This is a genomic window from Serratia sp. 2880STDY5682894 (assembly GCF_001537385.1).
Lineage (GTDB): Bacteria > Pseudomonadota > Gammaproteobacteria > Enterobacterales > Enterobacteriaceae > Serratia > Serratia nevei.
In genome coordinates, this window is sequence record NZ_FCJA01000001.1 from 124,649 (window position 1) to 145,989 (window position 21,341).

Consider the following 21,341-nt stretch of genomic DNA (forward strand, 5'->3'; position numbering starts at 1 on the left):
TCATTTGCGATCGCTTCTGGTCAGGATAAAGAGGGCTTTTTAACCTGTCACGGAGTGGATAACGCATGCTTAATGGAATAAAACCGCTGTGCCTGACTCTCTTGCTGTTGCTGTCGGCTTGCCACAGCGCGTCGGTCAGACCGCCACCTCACGACGCTACGGCGTCTGCCCCTATCGATCCAACCAAGTCGCTTTTTCCGTTGGACAATTATTCGCAGTCTGTCGATAAATGGCTGCCTCCCGGCCCGCAGCGGCAGGTCGCCGTACTGGATGACGCTGCGCAGCAACGTCATTTTTCTGCCCTCAAATCCCACTATTTTGGCATGGGGCCGAATGAGGAGTCCCCCTGGAATCCGCATTACATCGCTTCCGTCTTGAGCCGTGAAGCGGAAAGCCACCGTGATGCTGCAATGGATAAATATCTTGGAAATGACAGCGTTTCCTGGGGGGAAAACTTCAGGGCTCACGCTGAGCGCTGGAAACAGCAGGTCAGGAATAATGCGTCTGTCGGCATTGACAAGGCTTATCATTCTTCGGCCAGAGGTATTGCGATTAGGGAAACGCTGGTCAGGATGTTGCCGACAGACGATCCGGCTTATGACGATCCGCGTCTGGCAGGGCAAGGTTATCCCTTTGATAATTTGCAGGACTCTTCTATCCGCCCCGGTACACCGGTATACGTTGTGGCGGAAAGCCGCGATAAACGCTGGAAATACGTCATATCGCCTACGGTGATCGGCTGGGTGCATAGCGAAGATATCGCGGCGGCGGATCGGCGGTTTGTCAGCGAATGGCTGGCGCTGGCAGGGAAAAATTTGGGGGCATTCATTCAGCAGCCGGTGTCGGTACAAGAGGGGGAGCTGTTTTATTTTACGGCGCGTCATGGCACGGTTCTGCCATTTTACCGCCATCGGCAGGGCGTTTTTAGCGTCGCCGTGCCGGTACGCCGGGAGGATGGTCGCGCGCAAATTCGCCGGATCGATTTAAAGGAGGGGGAGTTTGCCGCCATGCCGTGGCGAATGACGCCAGACCATCTTGCCACGCTGATGCGTTCGATGAGCGGCAGGCCCTACGGCTGGGGGAATGATAACTTCAATAATGACTGCTCTTCTGAACTGCGCAGCCTGTTGATGCCTTTCGGGGTGTTTCTTCCCAGGAATTCCGCCGCGCAGATAGAGGCGGCAAGCCGAGTGGTCGATCTCAGTCAGGCGAACACGGATGAGCGGCTGCGCTATCTCAAGGAGCATGGCAAGCCGTTCACCACGCTGGTCTACATTCCGGGCCATATCATGCTGTATATCGGCAATGCGGCGATTAACGGCCGGAGTGTCCCGATGACGTACCAAAATATCTGGGGCCTGCGCCCGGCAGATTCAAAAAGCCGCAGCATTATCGGCGGCGCAGTCTTTTTCCCGCTTCTGGCTACCTACCCGGAGGATCCTGAGCTGACCTCGCTGGCGGGCAAGGCGCAGTTCAAACTGGGTTTTATTGAGTAACGTCTGAATGCCTATCAAGTGGCCGCCTTGACGGTCTCTTGATAGGCGAGGGCAAGCGGGGCGTGTTAATTGCCTAGCCGGTTTTTGATGATTTTATTATGTTCATCCGTCAGGTTGGCGTAATTCCAAATAAACAATCCGCCAAGATTAAAATCCAGAACCTGATCGATAAAGTAATTTAAATTCCAGTCGGTCAATCCCCGGGTCGTCAGGGCCAGAATGCATTTTTTATTCTCGGCACCGTTGGCCAACGATTGTTTTAATGCCGGGATGACATTGGCGACAATATCGTCATCGCTCCACATCGCTGCGGCATAGCAGTAATGAATAAAGCGATCGCACTGGCCTGACAGGATGATTTTTCTGACTTTCTCGTTGAGCTTTTTACCATTTTCCGTATTGGGATGATTGTAGGAATAGCCGGCAATAAAACCCAGGCTGGTCTCTTTTCGGGCCTCTTTTAGCCGTTTCATGGCTTCGATGACCCGTTCGGTGTTCATATTGCATTCGTCATCAAAATCGACGCCGTCCCAGCCCCGGTCTACCGTGGCTTCGACGATCCTCAACACTTCATCCTCATTTGCCGGCTTTTGCTGTGGGGAGCATCCGCCGCCGCCATAAACCCAGAGCGTCTTTCCTTTAAAACCGGGGAGAGTATCGGGTTTGTTTTGCTTTTCCGGGCTCCATCCTGGATGCGCTGATGTGCCCGTGGTCAATCCATCAAGGTTGGTGACCATGCCATACATCATGACATCGAACTCTTTGAGAGGCTGGCCAGTCAGAGACTGGCTCCATCCGCCTGTAATAAACGTATTCATTGTCGTTATCTCCTTATTGGTCGTGTTCCTTAAATATATGTCTTGCGTGATGGAGGGTACCAGTCTCTATATTCATGTTGCCATTGTGCGGTCGCTGAGCGGGCAAGGGATGAAAACGATGTTGAATGGCGATGACGTTTTTATGACGAAAATATTAATCATCGGGAACGCTGAAAATCATTAACGCCGATAGATAAAGATTGCTATAACAGCGGGGACGATCTGGGTTAACGGCGAAAGGCAGGATAAGGCGTTATGGTGCAACGGTTGGCGGAAAAGATGCACAAGCTTGATTTCGATGATGAAGTGACCGGGCTGATCTACGGCCATGCGTTTCGTTCCGGTGAGCCGCCGGCGCGCCTGAACTCGCAGCAGGTTTGCCAGGCCTACCAGGCGTTGCCGCCCGGCGACGGTTTTATCTGGTTGCACCTCAATCTCAACCACGCGGCGGCGGAGAAGTGGCTGAAAAATCATTTCGCCATTTCCGATTTTTTCTTTCACGAGATTCGTCACGGTTCCCATACCACGCGCATCGAGCGCCAGGGCGACGATCTGTTCGCCGTGCTCAACGACGTGATTTTCCACCCCGAGGACAGTAACCCGGAGACGGCGACGCTGTGGCTCTATTGCTGCCGTGGGCTGGTGGTCACCGTGCGTCACAAACCGGTGCGACTCATTGAACGGCTGCTCGGCCGCCTGACGGCGCTGCAGCTGGCCTCGTCCACTGAACTGCTGGCGCACCTGCTGGAAGAGCAGGAGGACGTGCTGGAACAGGTGGTGCGGCAGGCCAACCAGTATGTCGATACCATTGAGGATCGTCTGCTGACCCGCCGCGTCAAACGCAACCGCGCCGAGCTGGGGCGCATGCGCCGCATGTTATTACGCTTTCAGCGCCTGTTGGCGCCCGAGCCGGCCGCGCTGTTTCGCCTGTTGAACCGGCCGCCGACCTGGCTGAGCCGCGAAGTGGTGCAGGATCTGCGGCAGTTTACCGAAGAGTTCACCGTGGTGTTGAACGATCTCGCCAGCCTGACCGAACGGATCCGGCTGCTGCAGGAGGAGCTGGGCGCCAAGCTGATGGAGCAGAACAACCGCACGCTCTACACGCTGACGGTGATTACCGTGCTGGCATTGCCGATCAATATCGTCGCCGGTTTCTTCGGCATGAACGTGGGGGGGATCCCGCTGGCCAGCAATCACCACGGTTTTATCCTACTGGTGTTGCTGGTCGGCAGTTTTACGCTGATCGCCGGTTATCTGGCGTTCAGGCGCAGGGACGAGACGTAATTACAGGCGGGCGCGGTACTCTTCTTCCAGCCGGGCATGGGTGCTCCAGAACGGCTGCGGCGCCCGATCGTGCAGGCGATCCAGCAGGATATCCAGATGGGTGTGCCAGCCGCCGGCGACGCTGAGCATCTCGTCGCGGTTGGCCAAGCGCCGGTGGGTGACCGTCAGCAGCACGGCGCTTCCCTGTTCCGTCAGTTCGAAAGTCACCTCGGAAGGACGGCCCTGATCCTGTTCGGCCCAGGTAAAGCTCAGCAGGCGCGGCGGAAACAGGCAGGTGATGTGGCCGCGGTTGCTGACGCAGCCGCCGTGCTGTTTGTACTTGGCCGGCGGTGGTTCGTGCTCGCCCGCCAAATCGGAGTTGCGAAACTCCAGCTCCAGCGGCGCGCCGTTTTCCAACTTCATGGCGCCGGCCGCCAGCCAGGTGGCGCGCTTGTCGGATTCGGTCAGGTAAGCCCACACCCGCTCGATGGGGCCGGGCAGCAGCCGCTGGATGCGCAGCGTGCCGGGTTCGATAATCATGCCGTAATCATTCATGGTTCACTCCTTGGGAGGAAGCTGTTCGGGCTGCAGCAGCGCCTGTTCGAGCGCATCCAGCCGTTCAGTCCAGAAATGTTCATAGGTTTGCAGCCAGTGCATGGCCTGCGCCATAGGCTCGGGTTCGAGCCGGCAGATATGGTTTCTTCCTTGCACGGTGCGTTGCACCAGGCCCGCATGTTCCAGTGCTTTCACGTGCTTGGAGGCGCCGGCGAACGACATTTGCAGCGGCGCGGCCAGTTCGCCGATGCTGCGTTCACCGCCGGCCAGCGCGCGTAACATCGAGCGGCGGGTCGGATCGGCCAGCGCATGAAAAATGGCGTCCAGCTGTGAGGAAGATAATTCAACCATATGGTTGAATATAGAACAGGCAGGCTAATATTCAACCGTTTTGTTGAATATTTTTTGCCCCGGCGAAAAACCGGGGCGAGGTTCAGGCGTCGGCGTGTGCCAGCAGCGCGTTCAGCAAGACGTCGGCACCGGCGGCGGCCCAGGCGGGGGTGATGTCTTCCCGTTCGTTGTGGCTGATACCGTCCACGCAGGGAATGAAAATCATGGCGGTCGGCGCGACGCGATTAAGGTAACAGGCATCGTGGCCGGCGCCGGAAATCATGTCGCGATGGCGATAGCCCAAGGCTTGTGCGGCGTGGCGTACGCTGTCGATGCAGCCCCGATCGAAAGCGATCGGAGGATACTGAAAGATGCGCTCGGCGCGAGCGGTCAGGCCGCCTCCGTTGACGTGGTTTACCGCCGCCAGCAGGCGCTGCTCCATCTGCTCCAGGGTTGCCTCCTCTGGATGACGGAATTCGACGCTGAAAAAGACCCGGCCCGGCACCACGTTGCGTGAATTGGGGGTGATTTGTGCCATGCCCACTGTGGCGCGCGCATCGGGCGCGAAATCCCAGCCGATACCGTTGACCGCCGTCACCAGCTCGGTGAAGCCCAGCAGGGCGTCGCGGCGGCGATCCATCGGCGTGGTGCCGGCATGGGCGCTGAAGCCGACGACCTCCAGTTCGTACCAGCGCTGCCCTTGTGCGGCGGTCACGACGCCGATGTCGAGGTGTTCCGCTTCCAGAATCGGCCCCTGTTCGATGTGCAGCTCGAAGGCGGCGTGGGTCGGCATGCCGCCCACCGGATGCTCACCGGCGTAGCCGATGCGTTCCAGCGCCTCGCCGAGGCTGACGCCATGCTCGTCGCGGCGCGACAGGCCGTATTCCAGGTCGAAGACCCCGGCGAACACCCCGGAGGCGATCATCGCCGGCGCGAAGCGCGCGCCTTCTTCATTGGTCCAGTTGATCACTTCAATCGCGCGTTCGGTGACGATCTGCCGATCGTTAAGGCTGCGAATAACCTCCAACCCGGCCAGCACGCCGTAGATGCCGTCGAAACGGCCACCCTGGGGCTGCGAGTCGCCGTGAGAACCGGTGACCACCGGCGCCAGCTCGGGCCGCGAACCTTCACGGCGCAGGAACATGTTGCCCATTCGATCGACGCGCACGCTGCAACCGGCCTCCAGTGCCCAGAGACGCAGCTGATCGCGCGCCTGCCGGTCCTCTTCGCTGAGCGCCAGGCGGGTGACGCCGTTGTCGGCGATGGCGCCGAACTGCGCCATCGCGTGCAGGCTTTGCCACAGGCGCTCGCCGTTGACCCGATACGTCATTGTTCTTCTCCCGGCGTTTTGGCGGTGTAGCGGAAATCGCAGCAGGGGGCGCCGGACATGATGGTTTGGCTGCGCTGCAGCTCGACTTCCGGGGCATAGCCGACGATAAACTGGCTGTCGCGCGCGCAGGAGAGCAGGTGGCCGATTTCCCCCAGCCCCATCTCGTGATACATCTCGGCATAGCGGCAGCGGGTGACGTTATAGTCGAAGTGCTGTTCGTCCTGGTTGATCACCTCGACGCGCAGCGCATCGTCTTTTTCCCACAGGTACTGCAAGGCGGCGAAGCTGCGCAGATCCGCGCCGTTCGACTCCTGTGCGGCGAACTGCTTGCCTGCCGCGATGGCGGCATTCTCGATGGCTTCGCCGATCACCGCCTGAGCGCGCACCTTGCCGATTTCACGCACCAGAATCTGGTAGATCGGTTTGATGATCTCCGCTTCGATCTTTCTGCGGGCCAAAATGCCCAATTCGTTGTTTGCACAGCTCATCGCCTTGCTCCTCTTGATTTATTGTGGTTTGGCGCCGCCCAACACGGTTTGCGGCTGCCATTTGCCGTCCACGACCCGGTACAGGGTGAAGCTCGGCTGTTGCAGGTTGCCCTGCGCATCGAAGGCAATGGCGCCGGTCACGCCCTGGTAATGTATGGCGCGCAGTTTCGGCAGGTAATCGGCCGGATTGGCCGAGCCGGCCTGTTCGATGGCGGCGATCAGCACCCGGGTGGCGTCGTAGGCGAAGGGCGCATGCAGTTCGATGTGGGTGTGGTAACGATCGCGGTAGGCTTGTTCAAACGCCTTGCCGCCCGGCATCTGTTCCAGCGGCAGCCCGGGCTCCAGTGCCACCACGCCTTCGCCTTCCCGCTGCGCCAGCGTCAGGAAGGTCTGGCTGACAAAGCCGCCGGCGCCCATCAGCTGCGCGTTCATGCCCAGCTGTTTCAGTTTGCGCGCCAGCGGTGCCGCCTGGGAGTCCACGCCGCCGAAGAAGATCAGATCGGCGTTTTTGCTGCGCACGGTGGTCAGCACGGCGCTGAAATCGACGGTCTTGTCGTCGACGTACTCGCGGGTGACCGGCTGCACGCCCTGGGCCTGCAGCGATTTGATGAACTCGTCCGCCAGGCCCTGGCCGAAGGCGGTGCGATCGTCGATCACCGCGATGCGCTGGGCTTTCAGCGTTTTCACCGCATACTGCCCGGCATAGTTGCCGCCGTCGTCGTCGTGGCCCATCACGCGGAAGCTGGTGTCAAAGCCTTGTTGCGTGTAGCCGTGGCCGGTGGCGACCGGTGCCACCTGGGCGATGCCGGCGTCGTGGTAGATGCGCGCCGCCGGGATGCTGGTGCCGGTATTCCAGTGGCCGACCACGCCGGCCACGCCTTCGTCGACCAAACGCTGCGCGACGGCCACGGCGGTGCGCGGATCGGACTGATCGTCCTCGGACAGCAATTTGAAGGTGACCGGTTTGCCGTTCAGCGTCGGCTTTTGCGCGTTGGCGTCGGCGATCGCGAGGCGCGCGCCGTTTTCGAGATCTTTGCCGATGCGCGCGGAAGGGCCGGTCAGCGGCCCGGCCAGGCCGATCAACACGGTGTCGTCCGCCAGCGCCGGGAGGCTCAGGATCATCGTCACGGCGGCCAGCGCCAACGGCTTGATGCGAAAGTTCTGCTGCATGTCATACTCCTGGTGCGGTTAAAGGTAGCAACGGTTATTCACCCAAATAGATCTGTTTGATTTTTTCATCGTCCAGCATGTCGGCGGAGCGGCCGCTGTGGCTCAGGCTGCCGCTGTCCAACACATAGGCGCGATCGGTAGACTCCAGCGCCAGGCGGGCGTTTTGCTCGACCAGCAATAGCGTGACGCCGTCACGAGCCAACTGTTTGATGACCGAAAAAATGGCCTCCACCACAATCGGTGCCAGCCCCATCGACGGTTCGTCCAATATCAACAGGCGCGGGCGGCTGAGCAGCGCGCGGCCCATCGCCACCATCTGCTGCTCGCCGCCCGAAAGCAGCCCGGCCGGTTGATGCAGGCGCTCGTTCAGGCGTGGGAAGGTGGCGCATACCCGCTCGAAATCGTGCCGCACCGCCGGTTTGTCACGGCGCGTATAGGCGCCCAGCTGCAGGTTTTCTCGCACCGTCAGGCGGGTGAAAATGCCACGACCTTCCGGCACCATCACCAGCCCCTGTTGCAGCAAGCGGTGCGGCGGCACGCCGCGAATCGAACGGCCGTCGAACAGGATGTCGCCCTCGAACGGCTGCAGGCCGGTCAGCGCCCGCAGGCTGGAGGTCTTGCCCGCGCCATTGGCGCCGATCAACGTGACCTGCTCGCCGGCGTTGACCATAAAATCGATGCCTTTGACCGCGTGAATGCCGCCGTAAGACACGTTGAGTCGTTTAACGCTCAGCAGGGCTTCAGACATGCGCGCCGCCTCCCAGATAGGCCTGAATGACCGCCGGTTCACGCCGAACCTGCGCCGGTTCGCCTTCGGCAATCGCTTTGCCGTAATCCAGCACCGTCAGGCGATCGCACAAACCCATCACCAGCTTGACGTCGTGTTCGATCAACAGCAGCGTTTTGCCGCTGTCGCGAATGCGCAGCAGCAGCTCGCGCAGCGCCACTTTTTCTCCGGCGTTCATGCCGGCCGCCGGTTCGTCCAGCGCCAGCAGCCGGGGCTCGGTCGCCAGCGCGCGGGCGATCTCCAGACGGCGCTGGTGGCCGTAGGCGAGATCCCCGGCGCGGTAATGGGCAAATTGGCCGATGCCGACATACTCCAGCAGCGCATGGGATTTATCGCGTACCGCCTGTTCTTCCTCCCTGGCACGGCGGTGGCGGGCGATCGCCGCCCACAGGCCGTTGCGGGTGCGTACGTGGCAGCCGACCATCACGTTTTCCAGCACGCTCATTTCGTTGAACAGCCGCAGGTTCTGGAAGGTGCGGGCGATGCCGGCCTGCGCCACTTTATCGATCGCCTGGGGCTTATAGCGCTGGCCCTGCAGGCGAAATTCGCCCTCGTCGGCACGGTACAGGCCGGTGATCAGATTGAAGCAGGTGGTTTTACCGGCGCCGTTTGGCCCGATCAGGCCATAGATTTCCCCCTGGCGGATGCTCATGCTGACGTCATCCATCGCCGTCAGGCCGCCGAAGCGTTTGCTGACGTGGTGTAAAGCGAGCAAAGGCGTCATGCGGCATTCCCTCTTAGGTGGCGGGCCGGCCACAGGCCCGCCGGGCGATACAGCATCACCAGGATCAGCGCCAGGCCGTAAAACAGTTGGCGGATAATTTCCGGGTCGATCAGCACCTGGCCGAACAGCGCCTGCTGCAGCGGCCCCATGCTGCTGCGCAGCAGCTCCGGCAGAGCGGCCAGCAGCAGCGCGCCCAGGATCACGCCGGGGATGTGCCCCATGCCGCCGAGCACCACCATCGCCAGTACGGCGATCGACTCTTGCAGGGTGAACGATTCCGGCGACACGAAGCCCTGAAACGCGGCGAACAGCGCGCCGGCCACGCCGCCGAAGGTGGCGCCGATGGCAAAGGCCAGTAGCTTGAAGTTGCGGGTGTTGATGCCCATCGCCCGCGCGGCGTCCTCGTCTTCGCGGATCGCCGTCCACGCGCGGCCAATGCGCGAGTTTTGCAGCCGCAGGCTGATAAACAGGATCGCCAGCAGCAGCGCGGCGAACAGGTAGTAATAGAGATACAGGCCGGAGAAACGCACGCCGAACCACTCATGCATGCCGGAAAACTTCAGCCCGAACAGGCTGACCGGGTCGATGCCGGAAATGCCTTTGGGGCCGTTGGTGAGGTTGACCGGGCGGTCGAGATTGCGCATCAAAATACGCACGATCTCGCCGAAACCGAGCGTGACGATCGCCAGGTAGTCGCCGCGCAGCCGCAGCGTCGGCGCGCCGAGCAGAATGCCGCACGCCGCCGCCAGCAGCGCCGCCAGCGGGATCAGCCACAGCATCGACAGGTGCAGCCCATCGGGGAACCACTGCAGCAGCAGCGGGAACTGCTGCGTCAGATGCGGTGACGACAGCAGCGCGGCCAGATAGGCGCCAACGGCGTAAAAAGCGATAAAGCCCATGTCCAGCAATCCGGTCATGCCCACCACGATGTTCAGCCCGAGCGCCAGCATCAGGTACAGCAGCGCGAAGTCGACGACGCGCACCCAGTAGTTGCCGCCGGCGGCGCCCGCCACCCAGGGTGCCAGCAGCAGGGCGAGAATGAACAGCGTCAGCCCCAGCCTGGCGCGCCGAGGCGTGGCCAGAGGAAGCGAGGAAGTTAAAACGGTCATCGTGATGTCCTTATGCGCGCGTGGCGATGCGTTCGCCCAACAGCCCGGAGGGGCGGAAGACCAGCACGGCGATCAGCACCAGAAACGCGAATACGTCCTGGTAGTTGCTGCCGAATACGCCGCCGGTCAGCTCGCCGAGATAGCCGGTGCCCAGCGATTCGAACAGCCCCAGCAGCAAACCGCCGAGCATCGCGCCGCGCAGGTTGCCGATGCCGCCGAGCACGGCGGCGGTAAAGGCTTTGATGCCGGGCAAAAAGCCCATCGAGAAACCGGCGTTGCCGTAGTTGCTGGCCATCATGATGCCGGCTACCGCCGCCAGCGCGCCGCCGAGCGCGAAGGTCAGAACGATGATGCGGTCAGGACTGATGCCCATCAGGCCGGCGACCTGCGGGTTTTCCGCCGTGGCGCGCATGGCGCGGCCGAAACGGCTGTGTTCGACCAGCAGCCAGAGGCCGGCCATGACCGTCACGGCCACCGCCAGCGTGACGATCGCGGTGCCGGTGATCACCGCCGGCGCATGTTCGGCGCTGCCTGCGGTCAGGGCGATGGGCGTCATCGGCAACAGCTGCGGAAACATCAGGGGATTGCGTGACCAGATCAGCATCGCCAGGGTTTGCAACAGCAGCGAGACGCCGATGCCGCTGATCAGCGGGGCCAGGCGCGGTGCATTGCGCAACCGGCGATAGGCCAGACGTTCGATCGCCATCGAGGTGATGGCGCAGACGGCCATGGCGAACAGGGCCGCCAGCAGCAGCGTGGCGTAGGGCGGTAACGCGGGAAAATGATGCTGCAACACGCCGATCGCCGACAGCGCGCTGAGTGCCCCGACCATCAGCACGTCGCCATGCGCGAAGTTGATGATGCGCAGGATGCCGTACACCATGGTGTAGCCGAGCGCGATCAGCGCATAGATGCTGCCGAGCATCAAACCGTTGACGGTCTGCTGTACCAGCGTATCCATAGGGAGAGTCCGGAGATAATGAGTCAGGAGGCTCACAGTAGAGAATTTAAAAAAATTGTAAAATACGGAAAAATACTTTCTTATACAAAAAACGAGTGATTTTAATGCTTTGATTTTTATGTATATTAAATAAATACTTCTCCCGGACTTTCCATAAAACAATCGATATATGAAAAAAACAGAACAGTACGATGAGCCGTTGCCGATGTTGCCGAACGATCCGCCGCTGCGCGCCGTGCGGGCGTTCGAGGCCATCGCGCGCCTGGGCAGCATCAGCGCGGCGGCGAAGGAGCTGATGATTTCGCCTTCGGCGGTCAGCCATCAGCTGAAAACGCTGGAGGCATTCTTGCAGATGCCGTTGACCGAAAGGCAGGGGCGCCATCTGGTGCTGCGCGGCGAGGGGCGGGAATATTACCGCTCGATCCGGTCGGCGTTTAACGTGCTGCGCCAGGCGACCGAACACGTTCGCGAGCAGTCCGCGTCGCGGCAGGTCACCATCAGCCTGATCCCGCTGTTCGGCATGGGCTGGTTCATTCCGCGGCTGCGCGGCTTTCTGCGCGAAAATCCGGATATCGACATCAATGTGGTTTACGCCAACCACCGCAATTACCTGAGCGACGCCGCCGATCTGTCGATCCGCTTCGGGGTTGGGCAGTGGACCGGCTATCGCAGCGAAAAGCTGATGTCCGGCCAAATGGTGCCGGTGTGCAGCCGGGCATTCAGTAAACTGCACGGTTTGCTCGATACGCCGGATCAGCTGGCGGCGCTGCCGCTGCTGCATGATGAGGAGCGTAATACCTGGATGCAATGGTTTCAGCTGGCCGGCGTTAAACGCCCGCTGCGCAGCATCGGGCCGATGTTCGAAGACGGGTTGCTGACGCTGGCGGCGGTGCAGGCGGGATTGGGGTGTGCATTGATGCGCGAGCCGTTGATCGCCCAGTACCTTGAAAGCGGCGAGTTGATCAAAATGTTCGATCTGCCGATAGACGACGGCCGGGATTATTACCTGTGCGCTCGCCTGGATAGCGAACTGTCACAGGAGGGCGAAAACCTGCGGCAGTGGCTGCGCCGCGAGGCCGATGAGCGCCGGCTCGCTTAAAACTCGACGTCCTCCAGGCTGAAAAACGCCGTTTGATCGTTGTAGGAGAAGATTTCGCCGTAACGGCCCCAGTTGATCACCGTATCCAGCGTCTCTTTGGCGGCGCTGTCCGACAGCGAATCCTCCAGCTCCTGCTCGAAACGCACGCGCGGCGCGCGGTGCCCCGGCCGCTCGTCCAACACGTTTTTGATCAGCGCGGCCAGCGGCACATAGCGCAGCAGATGCTCCGCGAACAGTACTTTGCGCGCCTGAACGTCGCCGTCGGCGAAGGCGCGCGCCGGCGGCGTCAGGAAGATGTCGCCTTCGCGCACGTCGGCGAAGCCCAGCGACTGCAGCACTTCGGCGATGGGGAACAGCTCATCGACCTCCAGATGCAGCGAGAGAGCGATCTCCGGCATGTCGGCGCGGCCGAAATAGGGCGCGGCGGCCAGGGTTTCGATCAGGCCGGCGATCAGGTTGGTGGACACGTGCGGCAGTCGGGTGCCGAGCTTCAGCCCTTTCTTGACGTTGCCGTCGGTCGGGCGGGCGGTCATCTTGGCGTAGACATCGTCCACCAGGCGGCGGAACTGCGGATCCAGCCGGTTGCGCGGGTGGCTGAACGGCACCTTGATTTCGGCGATCACCCGGCCGGGGTTGGAAGAGAGCAGCAGAATGCGATCGCACATGAAGACCGCTTCCTCGATGTTGTGCGTGACGATCAGCACCGATTTGATCGGCATTCGCCCCTCGGTCCACAGATCCAGCAGGTCGGTACGCAGCGTTTCGGCGGTCAACACATCCAGCGCCGAGAACGGCTCATCCATCAGCAGCAGCGTCGGATCCACCACCAACGCGCGCGCGAAGCCTACGCGCTGGCGCATGCCGCCGGAAAGTTCGCGCGGGTAGGCGTTTTCGAAGCCGTCCAGGCCGATAAGATCGATGGCCGCCAATGCCCGCTCGCGCCGTTCGGCAGGGGCGACGCCCAGCGCCTCGAGGCCGGCCTCAACGTTTTGCAGCACCGTCAGCCAGGGGAACAGCGCGAAGGTTTGAAACACCATGGCGACGCCTTTGGCGGGGCCGTTCAGCGGCTGCCCCAGGTAGTTCACCGTCCCGGCGGTGGGGGTAACCAGGCCGGCGATGATGCGCAGCAGCGTCGATTTGCCCGAGCCGGAGCGGCCCAGCAACCCGACGATCTCGCCCGCCCGCAGCGACAGATTGACCCCGTCGAGGATCAGCAGCTCGCCATGTGCCTTGTCATAGCCATGGCTGACCGCGTTGACCGCTAAAATTTCCTCGCCGGGCGAGTGCGTCGCCTGCGTTGGGTGAAGGTCTGACATCTGAACGGCTCCTTAATCGATGCGGAAGCGGGATTCGGCGTAGGCGTAAAGCGGCCGCCACAACAGACGGTTGAACAGCGTAACGAACAGTGACATCACGGCGATGCCCAAAATGATCTTGGGGAAATCGCCGGCGGCGGTGGTTTCGGCGATGTAGGCACCCAGCCCATGTGCCTTCACCTGGGTGCTGCCCCACTGCACGAACTCCGCCACGATGCTGGCGTTCCAGGCGCCGCCGGACGCGGTGATGGCGCCGGTAATGTAATAGGGGAAGATGCCCGGCAGCATCACCTGGCGCCACCATTGCCAACCGCGAATGTGAAAATTGGCGGCGGCCTCGCGGTAGTCGTTGGGCAACGCGGTGGCGCCGGCCACCACGTTGAACAGAATGTACCACTGGGTGCCCAACACGATCAGCGGCGACAGCCAGATATCGGGGTTCAGCCGGAAGTGGACGATGGTGATGACGAACACCGGGAACAGCAGGTTAGCCGGAAACGCGGCCAGAAACTGGGCGATCGGCTGGATCTTTCCGGCCAGCGTTGGGCGCAAGCCGATCAGTACGCCGAGCGGCACCCAGATCAGCGACGACAGGGCGATCAGCACCGCCACGCGCAGCAGCGTGATCAGCCCCAGCACCATCACATGGCCCACGTCATTGAGCGTCACGCCGGTCTGCACATAGAGAATGACGCGCCAGGCGATCGCCAGCGTCAGCAGGATGACGATGGTGCTCCAACACCGATCGATCGTGCGCGAACGCCGCTGCCGTTGGGCGCTATTGCCGCGGCGCAACGGCCGGGCGGGCAGGCTCAGTTTCAGGCGCGCGGTTTTGGCCAGCAGTGCGCCCAGCGGCGTCAGCAGCAGGTGGATCAGGCGCGTGCGGCGCATCAGGTTCAACAACCAGGAAGTGGGGGCGCTCGCCGAGCGGGTGGTTTCCATGCGGAATTTGTCCGCCCATGCCACCAATGGCCGAAACAGCAGTTGATCGTAGGCCAGGATCACCACCGTCATGGTGAGCAGCACCCAACCTATCGCGAGCAGATCCTTGCTGAGGATCGCCTGCGCGAGATACGCGCCGATGCCCGGCAGCGTAAAGGTGTTGTTGCCGACGGTGATCGCTTCCGACGCCACGATAAAGAACCAGCCGCCGGACATCGACATCATCATGTTCCAGATCAGCCCCGGCATGGCGAACGGCGCGTCAAGCTTCCAGAAACGTTGCCACGGACTCAGATGGAAGCCGCGCGCCACTTCTTGCAGATCGCGCGGCACGGTGCGCAGCGACTGGTAGAAGCTGAAGGTCATATTCCACGCCTGGCTGGTGAAGATGGCGAACATCGCCGCCAGCTCGACCCCCAGTACCCGGCCGGGGAACAGCGCGATGAAAAAGGTGACGGTGAAAGAGATGTAGCCGAGTACCGGCACCGACTGCAGAATATCGAGGATCGGCACCAGCACCTTTTCGGCGCGCCGGCTCTTGGCGGCCAGGGTGCCGTAGACCAGCGAGAACGCCAGCGCGGCCACCATCGCCACCAGCATGCGCAGCGTGGTGCGCAGGGCGTATTCCGGCAGGTTGGCGGGATCGAGCGATATCGCCTGCGTTTTCAGCGTGACGATCGGTTGCAGGGTTTGATGCAGGCCGATGGCCATCATGGCGATCAGGCCGATGATCAGCGGAAAGGCGATGACGTCCCAGCCATTGGGCAGCAGGCGCCGGGCGGAAACATGGGTGTTGAGCCGGACGTTCATTTCACTTCTCCCACGGCGGGCGCAAACAAGAAAGTGACAATCGCATAAGGACTATAGACCATCCGGCGCGGGCGATTCTAAACCGTTGCTCACCGGCGGCGGTTTCTGTGCCGCAAACGGGCGATACTGTAACCCGTGAAGATGACGGTTAAGTTATGCTTATCGCTGCCGAGCGAGTGGCGCGGCGGCAATAAAGTGACAATAATTCCAACTCACTGTGCAAGGCTAAGGAGCAAGCAGATGTCTGTCGGCAATGATACGGAAACCTCGAACAAGACCGGCCTGGCGCCGTTGGCGCTGGGCGCTTTGGGCGTGGTGTTCGGCGATATCGGCACCAGCCCGTTGTACACCCTGAAAACCGTGCTGTTTCTCTCCGGCGATGCGCCGTCGGCGCCGGTGATCCTTGGCCTGCTGTCGCTGATTTTCTGGACGCTGGTGATCGTCACCTCGCTCAAATACGCCATGTTCGCCATGCGCATCGGCAACCGCGGCGAGGGCGGCATCATGGCGCTGATGTCGCTGCTGGTCAGCAGGCGGAAATCCCGGCCGCTGGTGCTGTTCGCCGGCCTGTTCGGCGCGGCGTTGATCTACGGCGACGGCGCCATCACGCCGGCCATCTCGGTGCTCTCCGCCCTCGAGGGGCTGAATATCGTGCTGCCGGCGTCGCAGCCCTACATTCTGCCGGCGGCGGTAGTGATTTTGCTCAGCCTGTTCGCCATTCAGCCGCTGGGTACCGCACGTATCGGCCGCGTGTTCGGGCCGATCATGGCGCTGTGGTTCCTGTCGATCGCCGCGCTGGGCGTGTGGGGCATCATCCAGCACCCGGCGGTGCTGCTGGCGCTGAACCCGATGTACGGCATTCATTTTCTGTTCTCGAACGGGCTGACCAGTTTCCTGGTGCTGGGCGGCGTGTTTCTGTGCGTCACCGGCGCCGAAGCGCTGTACGCCGACATGGGGCACTTCGGCAAACGGCCGATTTGGCTGGCCTGGTTCGGCATCGTTTTTCCCAGCCTGTTGCTCAACTACGCCGGCCAGGCCGCGCTGATTTTGGCCGGCGCCGACGTCACGCAGAACATCTTCTTCCGCCTGTGCCCGCCGGCGCTGCTGATCCTGCTGGTGATCCTGGCCACGCTGGCGACGATCATCGCCAGCCAGGCGATCATCAGCGGCGCGTTTTCGATGACCCGCCAGGCAATCCAGCTGGGTTGGCTGCCGCGGCTGCGGGTTAAACAAACCACCGAGGAAAGCTACGGGCAGATCTACATCGGCGCCATCAACTGGCTGCTGATGGTGGTGACGCTGTTCCTGACGGTGTTCTTCAAATCCTCGGACAATCTGGCCGCCGCCTACGGCATCGCCGTTTCGTTGACCATGATCATGACCACCGGCTTGCTGTTCGTGGCGATGCGCGAGGTGTGGCGCTGGGGGCTGGCCGCCAGCCTGTTGGTGGCGGGGTGTTTCTTCGTGGTCGATCTGAGCTTCCTGACGGCCAACCTGACCAAGGTGTTGCAGGGCGGTTACATCCCGCTGCTGCTGGCCGCCGCGGTCTATACCGTGATGCTGATCTGGCATCGCGGGGTGCTGGCGGCCGTGCGCACCCTCGGCGAGACGACGGTGCCGATCGCGGATTTCCTGGCGAAAATCCAGCGTGAATCCGTGCCGCGGGTGCCGGGCACCGCGGTCTTTCTCACCCGCAGCCTGCAGGGCACGCCGCCGGTAATGAAATGGCACGTCAAACGCAACGGCTCGCTGCACGCCAACGTGCTGGCGCTGACCATTGCCATCGTCAATGAACCGCGGGTATCGAATGCCGAACGCCTGGTGATGCGCGAACTGGTGCCGGGGTTTTGGTGCGGCGTGGCCAGCTACGGCTTTATGGAGCGGCCGAACATCCCGCAGCTGCTGCAGCACGTTGAGGCGCAAAAATGTGGCCTGAACTTTGACGAGGCGACTTACTATCTCGGCCATGAAACCGTGGTGCGCCGCGAGGCGAGCGACCGGTTGCCGTCCTGGCAGCGCAACCTGTTCGCGCTGATGGTGCGCAACGGCATGCACGTCACGGATTATTATTACCTGCCCAGCGATCAGGTGGTGGAGATCAGCCGCCGGGTGCCGGTATAGGCCGGGCGGGCATAAGCTACAACCCGGGATTCTTTCCACGCCGGCCGCAGTCGGCGTAGAGTGCCGCTACGTTCGATAACCACAGGGGGTACCGATGCTGTTCGATTTAAACCTGCAGGCGGCCGAACTGCCTGAGGCCTGGCGTTCTACCGTGCTGGGCCGCGTCGGTGCGGCCAATATCAAAGTGCTGCGCATGGATGAGCGCAGCATAGCGGATGAAGTGCATGATTACAGCGAAGGGCTGCTGGTGATCCGCGGGCAGCTGCGGCTGCAGGTGGCGGGGGAAACGATTGTGGTGCAGGCCGGCCAGCTGTATCAGGCCGCGGCCGGCGTGCCGCACCGCGTGTTGCCGGGCAGCGAAGGCACGCTGGTGATTTTCGATCTGCCCGAAGATTAAGCGTCGCCCAGGGCGGTGAGCGCCACCTTTACCGCCGCCAACAGTCGCGCTTCAGTGACACCGTCACGCGCCTGAATCGACAGGCCGTGCAGGAAGACGGCGAAAAAGTCCCCCAGGCTGTCGGCGTCGGTGCCGGCCGGCAGTTCGCCGGCTTGCACCGCCTGCCGCAGCCGTTCGACGATCTGCTGGGTGCGCTGCAACCGATGCTCAGCCAGCCAGGTTTTGAGCCCGTCGTTCTCCGCACTGACGCTGGCGGCGGAGGAGACCACCATGCAACCCTGCGGCAGATCCGGCCGGCTGTAGAGCCGCACGGCATCTTCCAGCATACGTTGGATCGCCGGGCGAACGCCGCTTTCCTGCGCGAAGGCGCGATCGGCGAAGCCGCCTTCCTCGGTTTCATAACTGGCGATCGCCTCGCGGAACAGCTGCTCTTTGGAGCCGAACGCCTTGTAGATGCGTGCGGAAGCAATGCCCAATTCCGCCACCAGATCCGACATCGAGGTGCCTTCGTAACCCTGTCGCCAGAATAAGTTTCGCGCCTTCAAGAGCGCCTGTTCGCGGTCGAACTCGCGCGGTCTGCCTGCCATTCGCTGCTCCAATTTACCTGCCATTCAGCGACATAGGATCGCTTAAATCGGCGGGAATACCAATGTCTTTATAAATTTCGCTTGCGGTCATCGCGCTTTGCTCCTATTGTTTGTCAATCGACAACCAATAGGAGTTTACGATGAAAACCCTCAAAGGTCCAAGCCTGCATCTCGCGCAGTTCAGCGATGAGACAGCGCCGTTCAATAGCCTGCCCGCCATCGCCGAATGGGCGGCGCAGACCGGCTTTAGTGCGCTGCAGATCCCGGCCTGGGATCGGCGTTTATTCGACGTGGCCACCGCCGCGGAAAGCCAAACCTACTGCGATGATTTGACCGGCATGTTGGCGGAACAGGGGTTGGTGGTCAGCGAGTTGACCAGCCATATCTTCGGCCAGCTGATGGCGGTACACCCGGCTTACGATGCGCTGTTTGACAGCTTCGCGCCGCCGGCGCTACAGGGCAATCCGCAGGCGCGTGGCGAGTGGGCGCGGCAGCAAATGCTGTTGGCGGTGAAGGCGTCGGCGCGGCTCGGGCTCAGCGAACTGGGCACCTTTTCCGGTTCGCTGGCCTGGCCCTATCTGTTTCCGTTCCCACAGCGTCCGGAAGGACTGATCGATACCGCGTTCGACGAACTCGCCAGGCGCTGGCTGCCGGTGCTTAACGCCTGCGACGAGCAGGGGATCAACCTGTGTTACGAAATTCACCCGAGCGAGGATCTGCACGACGGCGTGACATTCGAAATATTTCATGAGCGCGTCGGCCACCATCCGCGCTGCCGGGTGCTGTTCGACCCGAGCCATATGGTGCTGCAGCAGCTCAACTATCTGGAGTTTATCGATATCTATAAAGAGGTTATCGGCATGTTCCACGTCAAGGACGCCGAGTTCAATCCGACCGGTCGGCAGGGTATTTACGGCGGCTATCAATCCTGGATCGATCGCGCCGGCCGCTTCCGCTCGCTGGGCGACGGCCAGGTCGATTTCAACGGCATCTTTTCACGCCTGACGCAGTACGATTATTCGGGCTGGGCGGCGCTGGAGTGGGAATGTTGCCTGAAAAACCCGCAGGACGGCGCACGCGAAGGCGCAGCCTTCATTCGCGATCGCATTATCCACGTCACCGACAAAGTGTTCGACGATTTCGCCGGCGCGCCGGTCAACCCACAGCAGATCAATGCCTTGCTCGGCATTCGCTGAGCCTAATCCTTCAGGGAGTTACCCCATGCAATACCGACAGAACGAGGTCACGTTGGCGGATCTCGCGGCGGAACACGTCTATCTCCAGGTCAACGGCCGGCGCCTTCACTGCGTGGTGGCCGGTGAAGGGCGGCCGGTGCTGCTGATCCCTGGCTGGCCGCAAACCTGGTACACCTGGCGCCATGTGATGCAAGCGCTGGCGGCGGCCGGTTTTCAGGCGATCGCCGTCGACCCGCCGGGCATCGGCGATTCTGACAAGCCCGCTGGCGGCTACGACACCGGCAACGTTGGTGCGACGTTGCACGCGATGATGGCGCAGCTGGGCCATGAACGTTACCAACTGGTTGGCCACGACATCGGCATGTGGATCGGCTACGCCATGGCGAGCGATTTCCCGCAGGCGGTGGAGCGTCTGGTGCTGACGGAGGCGGTGATCCCCGGGCTGGCGCCGCCGCCGCCAATTTTCGTCGCGCCGGAGGAGAACATCTTCCTGTGGCATTTCATGTTCAACCAACTGGCGGATTTGCCGGAGGCCCTGACCCAGGGGCGTGAGCAGGAGTATCTTGGCTATATCTTCAATCGCTGGTCCTATCGGCGCGATCGGGTGGCGGCGCAGGTGTATATCACCGCCTATTCGGCGCCGGGCGGCCTGCGCGCCGGATTCGACTATTACCGGGCGATCCCGGAGACCGTGCGGCAGAACCGGCTGCGCGCCGCCACGCCCCTGACGATGCCGGTGTTGACGGTAGGGGCGGAGCACGCGACCGGTAATGCGCCGCTGACGACGCTGCGGGGCAATGCGCACGATCTGCGGGGCGAAACGGTCGCCGGCTGCGGGCATTTCATTACTGAGGAGTGCCATGAGGAATTTATTGCCCTGATTACGCCGTTCCTGGCAGGAGAACCCCATGCCGCTCGATGAACGCATCGCCGCCTTTTTGACGGCGTCGGCCGATGCGCCGCCCCCCGCGTCGCTGGCGGAAATGCGTGTGGCCACGGAAACCGGTTTACGCCGGCTGCAGGGCGAGGCGGAGCCGAGCGGCGGCGTCAGGGACTATACGGTGGTCGCCGCCGATGGACACAGGATTGCGCTGCGCACTTATCTACCGGCAGGGGAAAACCGCGCGAACGCGCAACCGGCGATGCTGTTCGCCCACGGCGGCGGCTGGTGCCTCGGTTCGCTGGCGCTGTACGATCGGCCCTGTCAGGCGCTGGCCAACGCCACCGGCCGGGTGATCCTGTCGGTCGACTACCGTCTGGCGCCGGAATACCCGTTTCCGCAGCCGCTGGAAGATGTCTACCAGGCGCTCTGCTGGGTGGCGCAACAGGCGCCGCAGTTGGGGATCGACGCGCAGCGCCTGGCGGTGGGCGGCGACAGCGCCGGGGGCAATCTGGCGGCGGCGGTCGCGCTGTTGGCGCGGGATCGCGGCGGCCCGCACATCGAGCGCCAGCTGCTGCTGTACCCGGCGCTCAGCCGCGAGATGACGACGACGAGCTATCGCGAGTTTGCCGAGGGGCACTTTCTGACGCGCGACGCGATGGTATTTTGTTGGCAGCAGTATCTGGCCCAGCGGCGCGATCCCGGCGCCGAGCCGCTGCACGCCGCCACGCTGCGCGGGTTACCGCCGGCCACCATCCTGAGTTGCGAATACGATCCGCTGCGCGATGAGGCCGAGCAGTATGCGCAGCGGCTGCGCGAGGCGGGCGTGCCGGTGCGCTGCGAACGGTTGCCGGGCATGGTGCATGCCTGCATTCACATGCTGGGGCTGACCCCGGCGGCGCGGCGGCTGTTCGAACTGGCTCGCGAGTAAAAAAAAGCCCCGCACTGCGGGGCTTTTGGCT

Annotated in this window: 21 protein-coding genes; 8 read left to right on the forward strand and 13 right to left on the reverse strand. The window is 62.2% G+C overall.

What is annotated here, in order from left to right; translation table 11 throughout:
- The first annotated feature begins 65 nt into the window (after positions 1-65).
- Positions 66-1,496: a C40 family peptidase gene (locus AWX27_RS00555; RefSeq protein ID WP_072265385.1), complete on the forward strand. Its 1,431-nt coding sequence runs from the start codon at positions 66-68 to the stop codon at positions 1,494-1,496.
- 65 nt (positions 1,497-1,561) lie between these two features.
- On the opposite strand, the gene AWX27_RS00560 is transcribed toward AWX27_RS00555, so the two are convergent.
- Positions 1,562-2,314: a hypothetical protein gene (locus AWX27_RS00560; protein WP_060418720.1), complete on the reverse strand. Its 753-nt coding sequence runs from the start codon at positions 2,312-2,314 to the stop codon at positions 1,562-1,564.
- Between the two features lie 255 nt (positions 2,315-2,569).
- Between AWX27_RS00560 and AWX27_RS00565 the strand changes: the two genes are divergently transcribed.
- Positions 2,570-3,598 carry a transporter gene (locus AWX27_RS00565; protein WP_060418723.1) on the forward strand — a complete coding sequence of 343 codons (1,029 nt, stop codon included), beginning with the start codon at positions 2,570-2,572 and terminating at the stop codon, positions 3,596-3,598.
- Here the strand turns inward: AWX27_RS00565 and AWX27_RS00570 are convergent, their stop codons facing one another.
- The 9 genes from AWX27_RS00570 to AWX27_RS00610 all read right to left on the reverse strand — a co-directional run bounded on the left by AWX27_RS00570 (position 3,599) and on the right by AWX27_RS00610 (position 11,031).
- A complete protein-coding gene (locus tag AWX27_RS00570; protein ID WP_060418727.1) occupies positions 3,599-4,132 on the reverse strand; it encodes an SRPBCC family protein in 534 nt (177 codons plus the stop codon).
- A 3-nt stretch (positions 4,133-4,135) separates the two neighbouring features.
- Positions 4,136-4,483, reverse strand: coding sequence for an ArsR/SmtB family transcription factor (locus AWX27_RS00575; protein WP_004938187.1), 348 nt, complete (start codon positions 4,481-4,483; stop codon positions 4,136-4,138).
- Positions 4,484-4,565: 82 nt separating this feature from the next.
- A complete protein-coding gene (locus tag AWX27_RS00580; protein WP_060418730.1) occupies positions 4,566-5,792 on the reverse strand; it encodes a Zn-dependent hydrolase in 1,227 nt (408 codons plus the stop codon).
- Positions 5,789-6,280 carry an L-2-amino-thiazoline-4-carboxylic acid hydrolase gene (locus tag AWX27_RS00585; RefSeq protein ID WP_060418733.1) on the reverse strand — a complete coding sequence of 164 codons (492 nt, stop codon included), beginning with the start codon at positions 6,278-6,280 and terminating at the stop codon, positions 5,789-5,791. Before AWX27_RS00585 ends, AWX27_RS00580 begins: the two co-directional genes overlap by 4 nt.
- A gap of 18 nt (positions 6,281-6,298) precedes the next feature.
- Positions 6,299-7,402 carry a branched-chain amino acid ABC transporter substrate-binding protein gene (locus tag AWX27_RS00590; RefSeq protein WP_369803927.1) on the reverse strand — a complete coding sequence of 368 codons (1,104 nt, stop codon included), beginning with the start codon at positions 7,400-7,402 and terminating at the stop codon, positions 6,299-6,301.
- A gap of 82 nt (positions 7,403-7,484) precedes the next feature.
- Positions 7,485-8,198, reverse strand: coding sequence for an ABC transporter ATP-binding protein (locus tag AWX27_RS00595; RefSeq protein ID WP_060418736.1), 714 nt, complete (start codon positions 8,196-8,198; stop codon positions 7,485-7,487).
- A complete protein-coding gene (locus AWX27_RS00600) occupies positions 8,191-8,961 on the reverse strand; it encodes an ABC transporter ATP-binding protein (RefSeq protein ID WP_060418738.1) in 771 nt (256 codons plus the stop codon). Before AWX27_RS00600 ends, AWX27_RS00595 begins: the two co-directional genes overlap by 8 nt.
- Positions 8,958-10,070 (reverse strand): ABC transporter permease subunit, encoded by a 1,113-nt coding sequence (locus tag AWX27_RS00605; RefSeq protein ID WP_060418741.1) that lies wholly within the window; start codon positions 10,068-10,070, stop codon positions 8,958-8,960. The genes AWX27_RS00600 and AWX27_RS00605 overlap by 4 nt, the downstream gene beginning before the upstream one ends.
- A 10-nt stretch (positions 10,071-10,080) precedes the next feature.
- On the reverse strand, positions 10,081-11,031 hold the full coding sequence (locus tag AWX27_RS00610) for a branched-chain amino acid ABC transporter permease (RefSeq protein WP_060418744.1): 951 nt from the start codon (positions 11,029-11,031) through the stop codon (positions 10,081-10,083).
- A gap of 169 nt (positions 11,032-11,200) precedes the next feature.
- On the opposite strand from AWX27_RS00610, the gene AWX27_RS00615 reads away from it, so the two are divergent.
- On the forward strand, positions 11,201-12,130 hold the full coding sequence (locus tag AWX27_RS00615; protein WP_060418747.1) for a LysR substrate-binding domain-containing protein: 930 nt from the start codon (positions 11,201-11,203) through the stop codon (positions 12,128-12,130).
- On the opposite strand, the gene AWX27_RS00620 is transcribed toward AWX27_RS00615, so the two are convergent.
- Both AWX27_RS00620 and AWX27_RS00625 read right to left on the reverse strand, forming a co-directional pair.
- Positions 12,127-13,446 (reverse strand): ABC transporter ATP-binding protein, encoded by a 1,320-nt coding sequence (locus tag AWX27_RS00620; protein WP_038880164.1) that lies wholly within the window; start codon positions 13,444-13,446, stop codon positions 12,127-12,129. The genes AWX27_RS00615 and AWX27_RS00620 overlap by 4 nt on opposite strands.
- Positions 13,447-13,458: 12 nt before the next feature.
- A complete protein-coding gene (locus AWX27_RS00625; protein WP_060418750.1) occupies positions 13,459-15,198 on the reverse strand; it encodes an ABC transporter permease in 1,740 nt (579 codons plus the stop codon).
- Between the two features lie 240 nt (positions 15,199-15,438).
- Here AWX27_RS00625 and AWX27_RS00630 point away from each other — a divergent pair, with 240 nt between their 5' ends.
- Together AWX27_RS00630 and AWX27_RS00635 are read left to right on the forward strand one after the other, a co-directional pair.
- Positions 15,439-17,319, forward strand: a complete 1,881-nt coding sequence (locus AWX27_RS00630; RefSeq protein ID WP_060418752.1) for a potassium transporter Kup — start codon at positions 15,439-15,441, stop codon at positions 17,317-17,319.
- Between the two features lie 94 nt (positions 17,320-17,413).
- Positions 17,414-17,716: a cupin domain-containing protein gene (locus tag AWX27_RS00635; protein ID WP_047730662.1), complete on the forward strand. Its 303-nt coding sequence runs from the start codon at positions 17,414-17,416 to the stop codon at positions 17,714-17,716.
- On the opposite strand, the gene AWX27_RS00640 is transcribed toward AWX27_RS00635, so the two are convergent.
- Entirely contained in the window at positions 17,713-18,303 is a 591-nt protein-coding gene (locus AWX27_RS00640; protein ID WP_060418755.1) for a TetR/AcrR family transcriptional regulator, read from the reverse strand. The genes AWX27_RS00635 and AWX27_RS00640 overlap by 4 nt on opposite strands.
- A 140-nt stretch (positions 18,304-18,443) precedes the next feature.
- On the opposite strand from AWX27_RS00640, the gene AWX27_RS00645 reads away from it, so the two are divergent.
- From AWX27_RS00645 to AWX27_RS00655, 3 genes are read left to right on the forward strand one after another with little or no spacing between them, the layout of a single operon-like run.
- A complete protein-coding gene (locus tag AWX27_RS00645) occupies positions 18,444-19,499 on the forward strand; it encodes a sugar phosphate isomerase/epimerase family protein (protein ID WP_060418757.1) in 1,056 nt (351 codons plus the stop codon).
- A gap of 25 nt (positions 19,500-19,524) precedes the next feature.
- Positions 19,525-20,421 (forward strand): alpha/beta fold hydrolase, encoded by an 897-nt coding sequence (locus tag AWX27_RS00650; protein ID WP_060418759.1) that lies wholly within the window; start codon positions 19,525-19,527, stop codon positions 20,419-20,421.
- Entirely contained in the window at positions 20,408-21,310 is a 903-nt protein-coding gene (locus AWX27_RS00655) for an alpha/beta hydrolase (protein WP_060418761.1), read from the forward strand. Before AWX27_RS00650 ends, AWX27_RS00655 begins: the two co-directional genes overlap by 14 nt.
- Positions 21,311-21,341 lie beyond the last annotated feature (31 nt).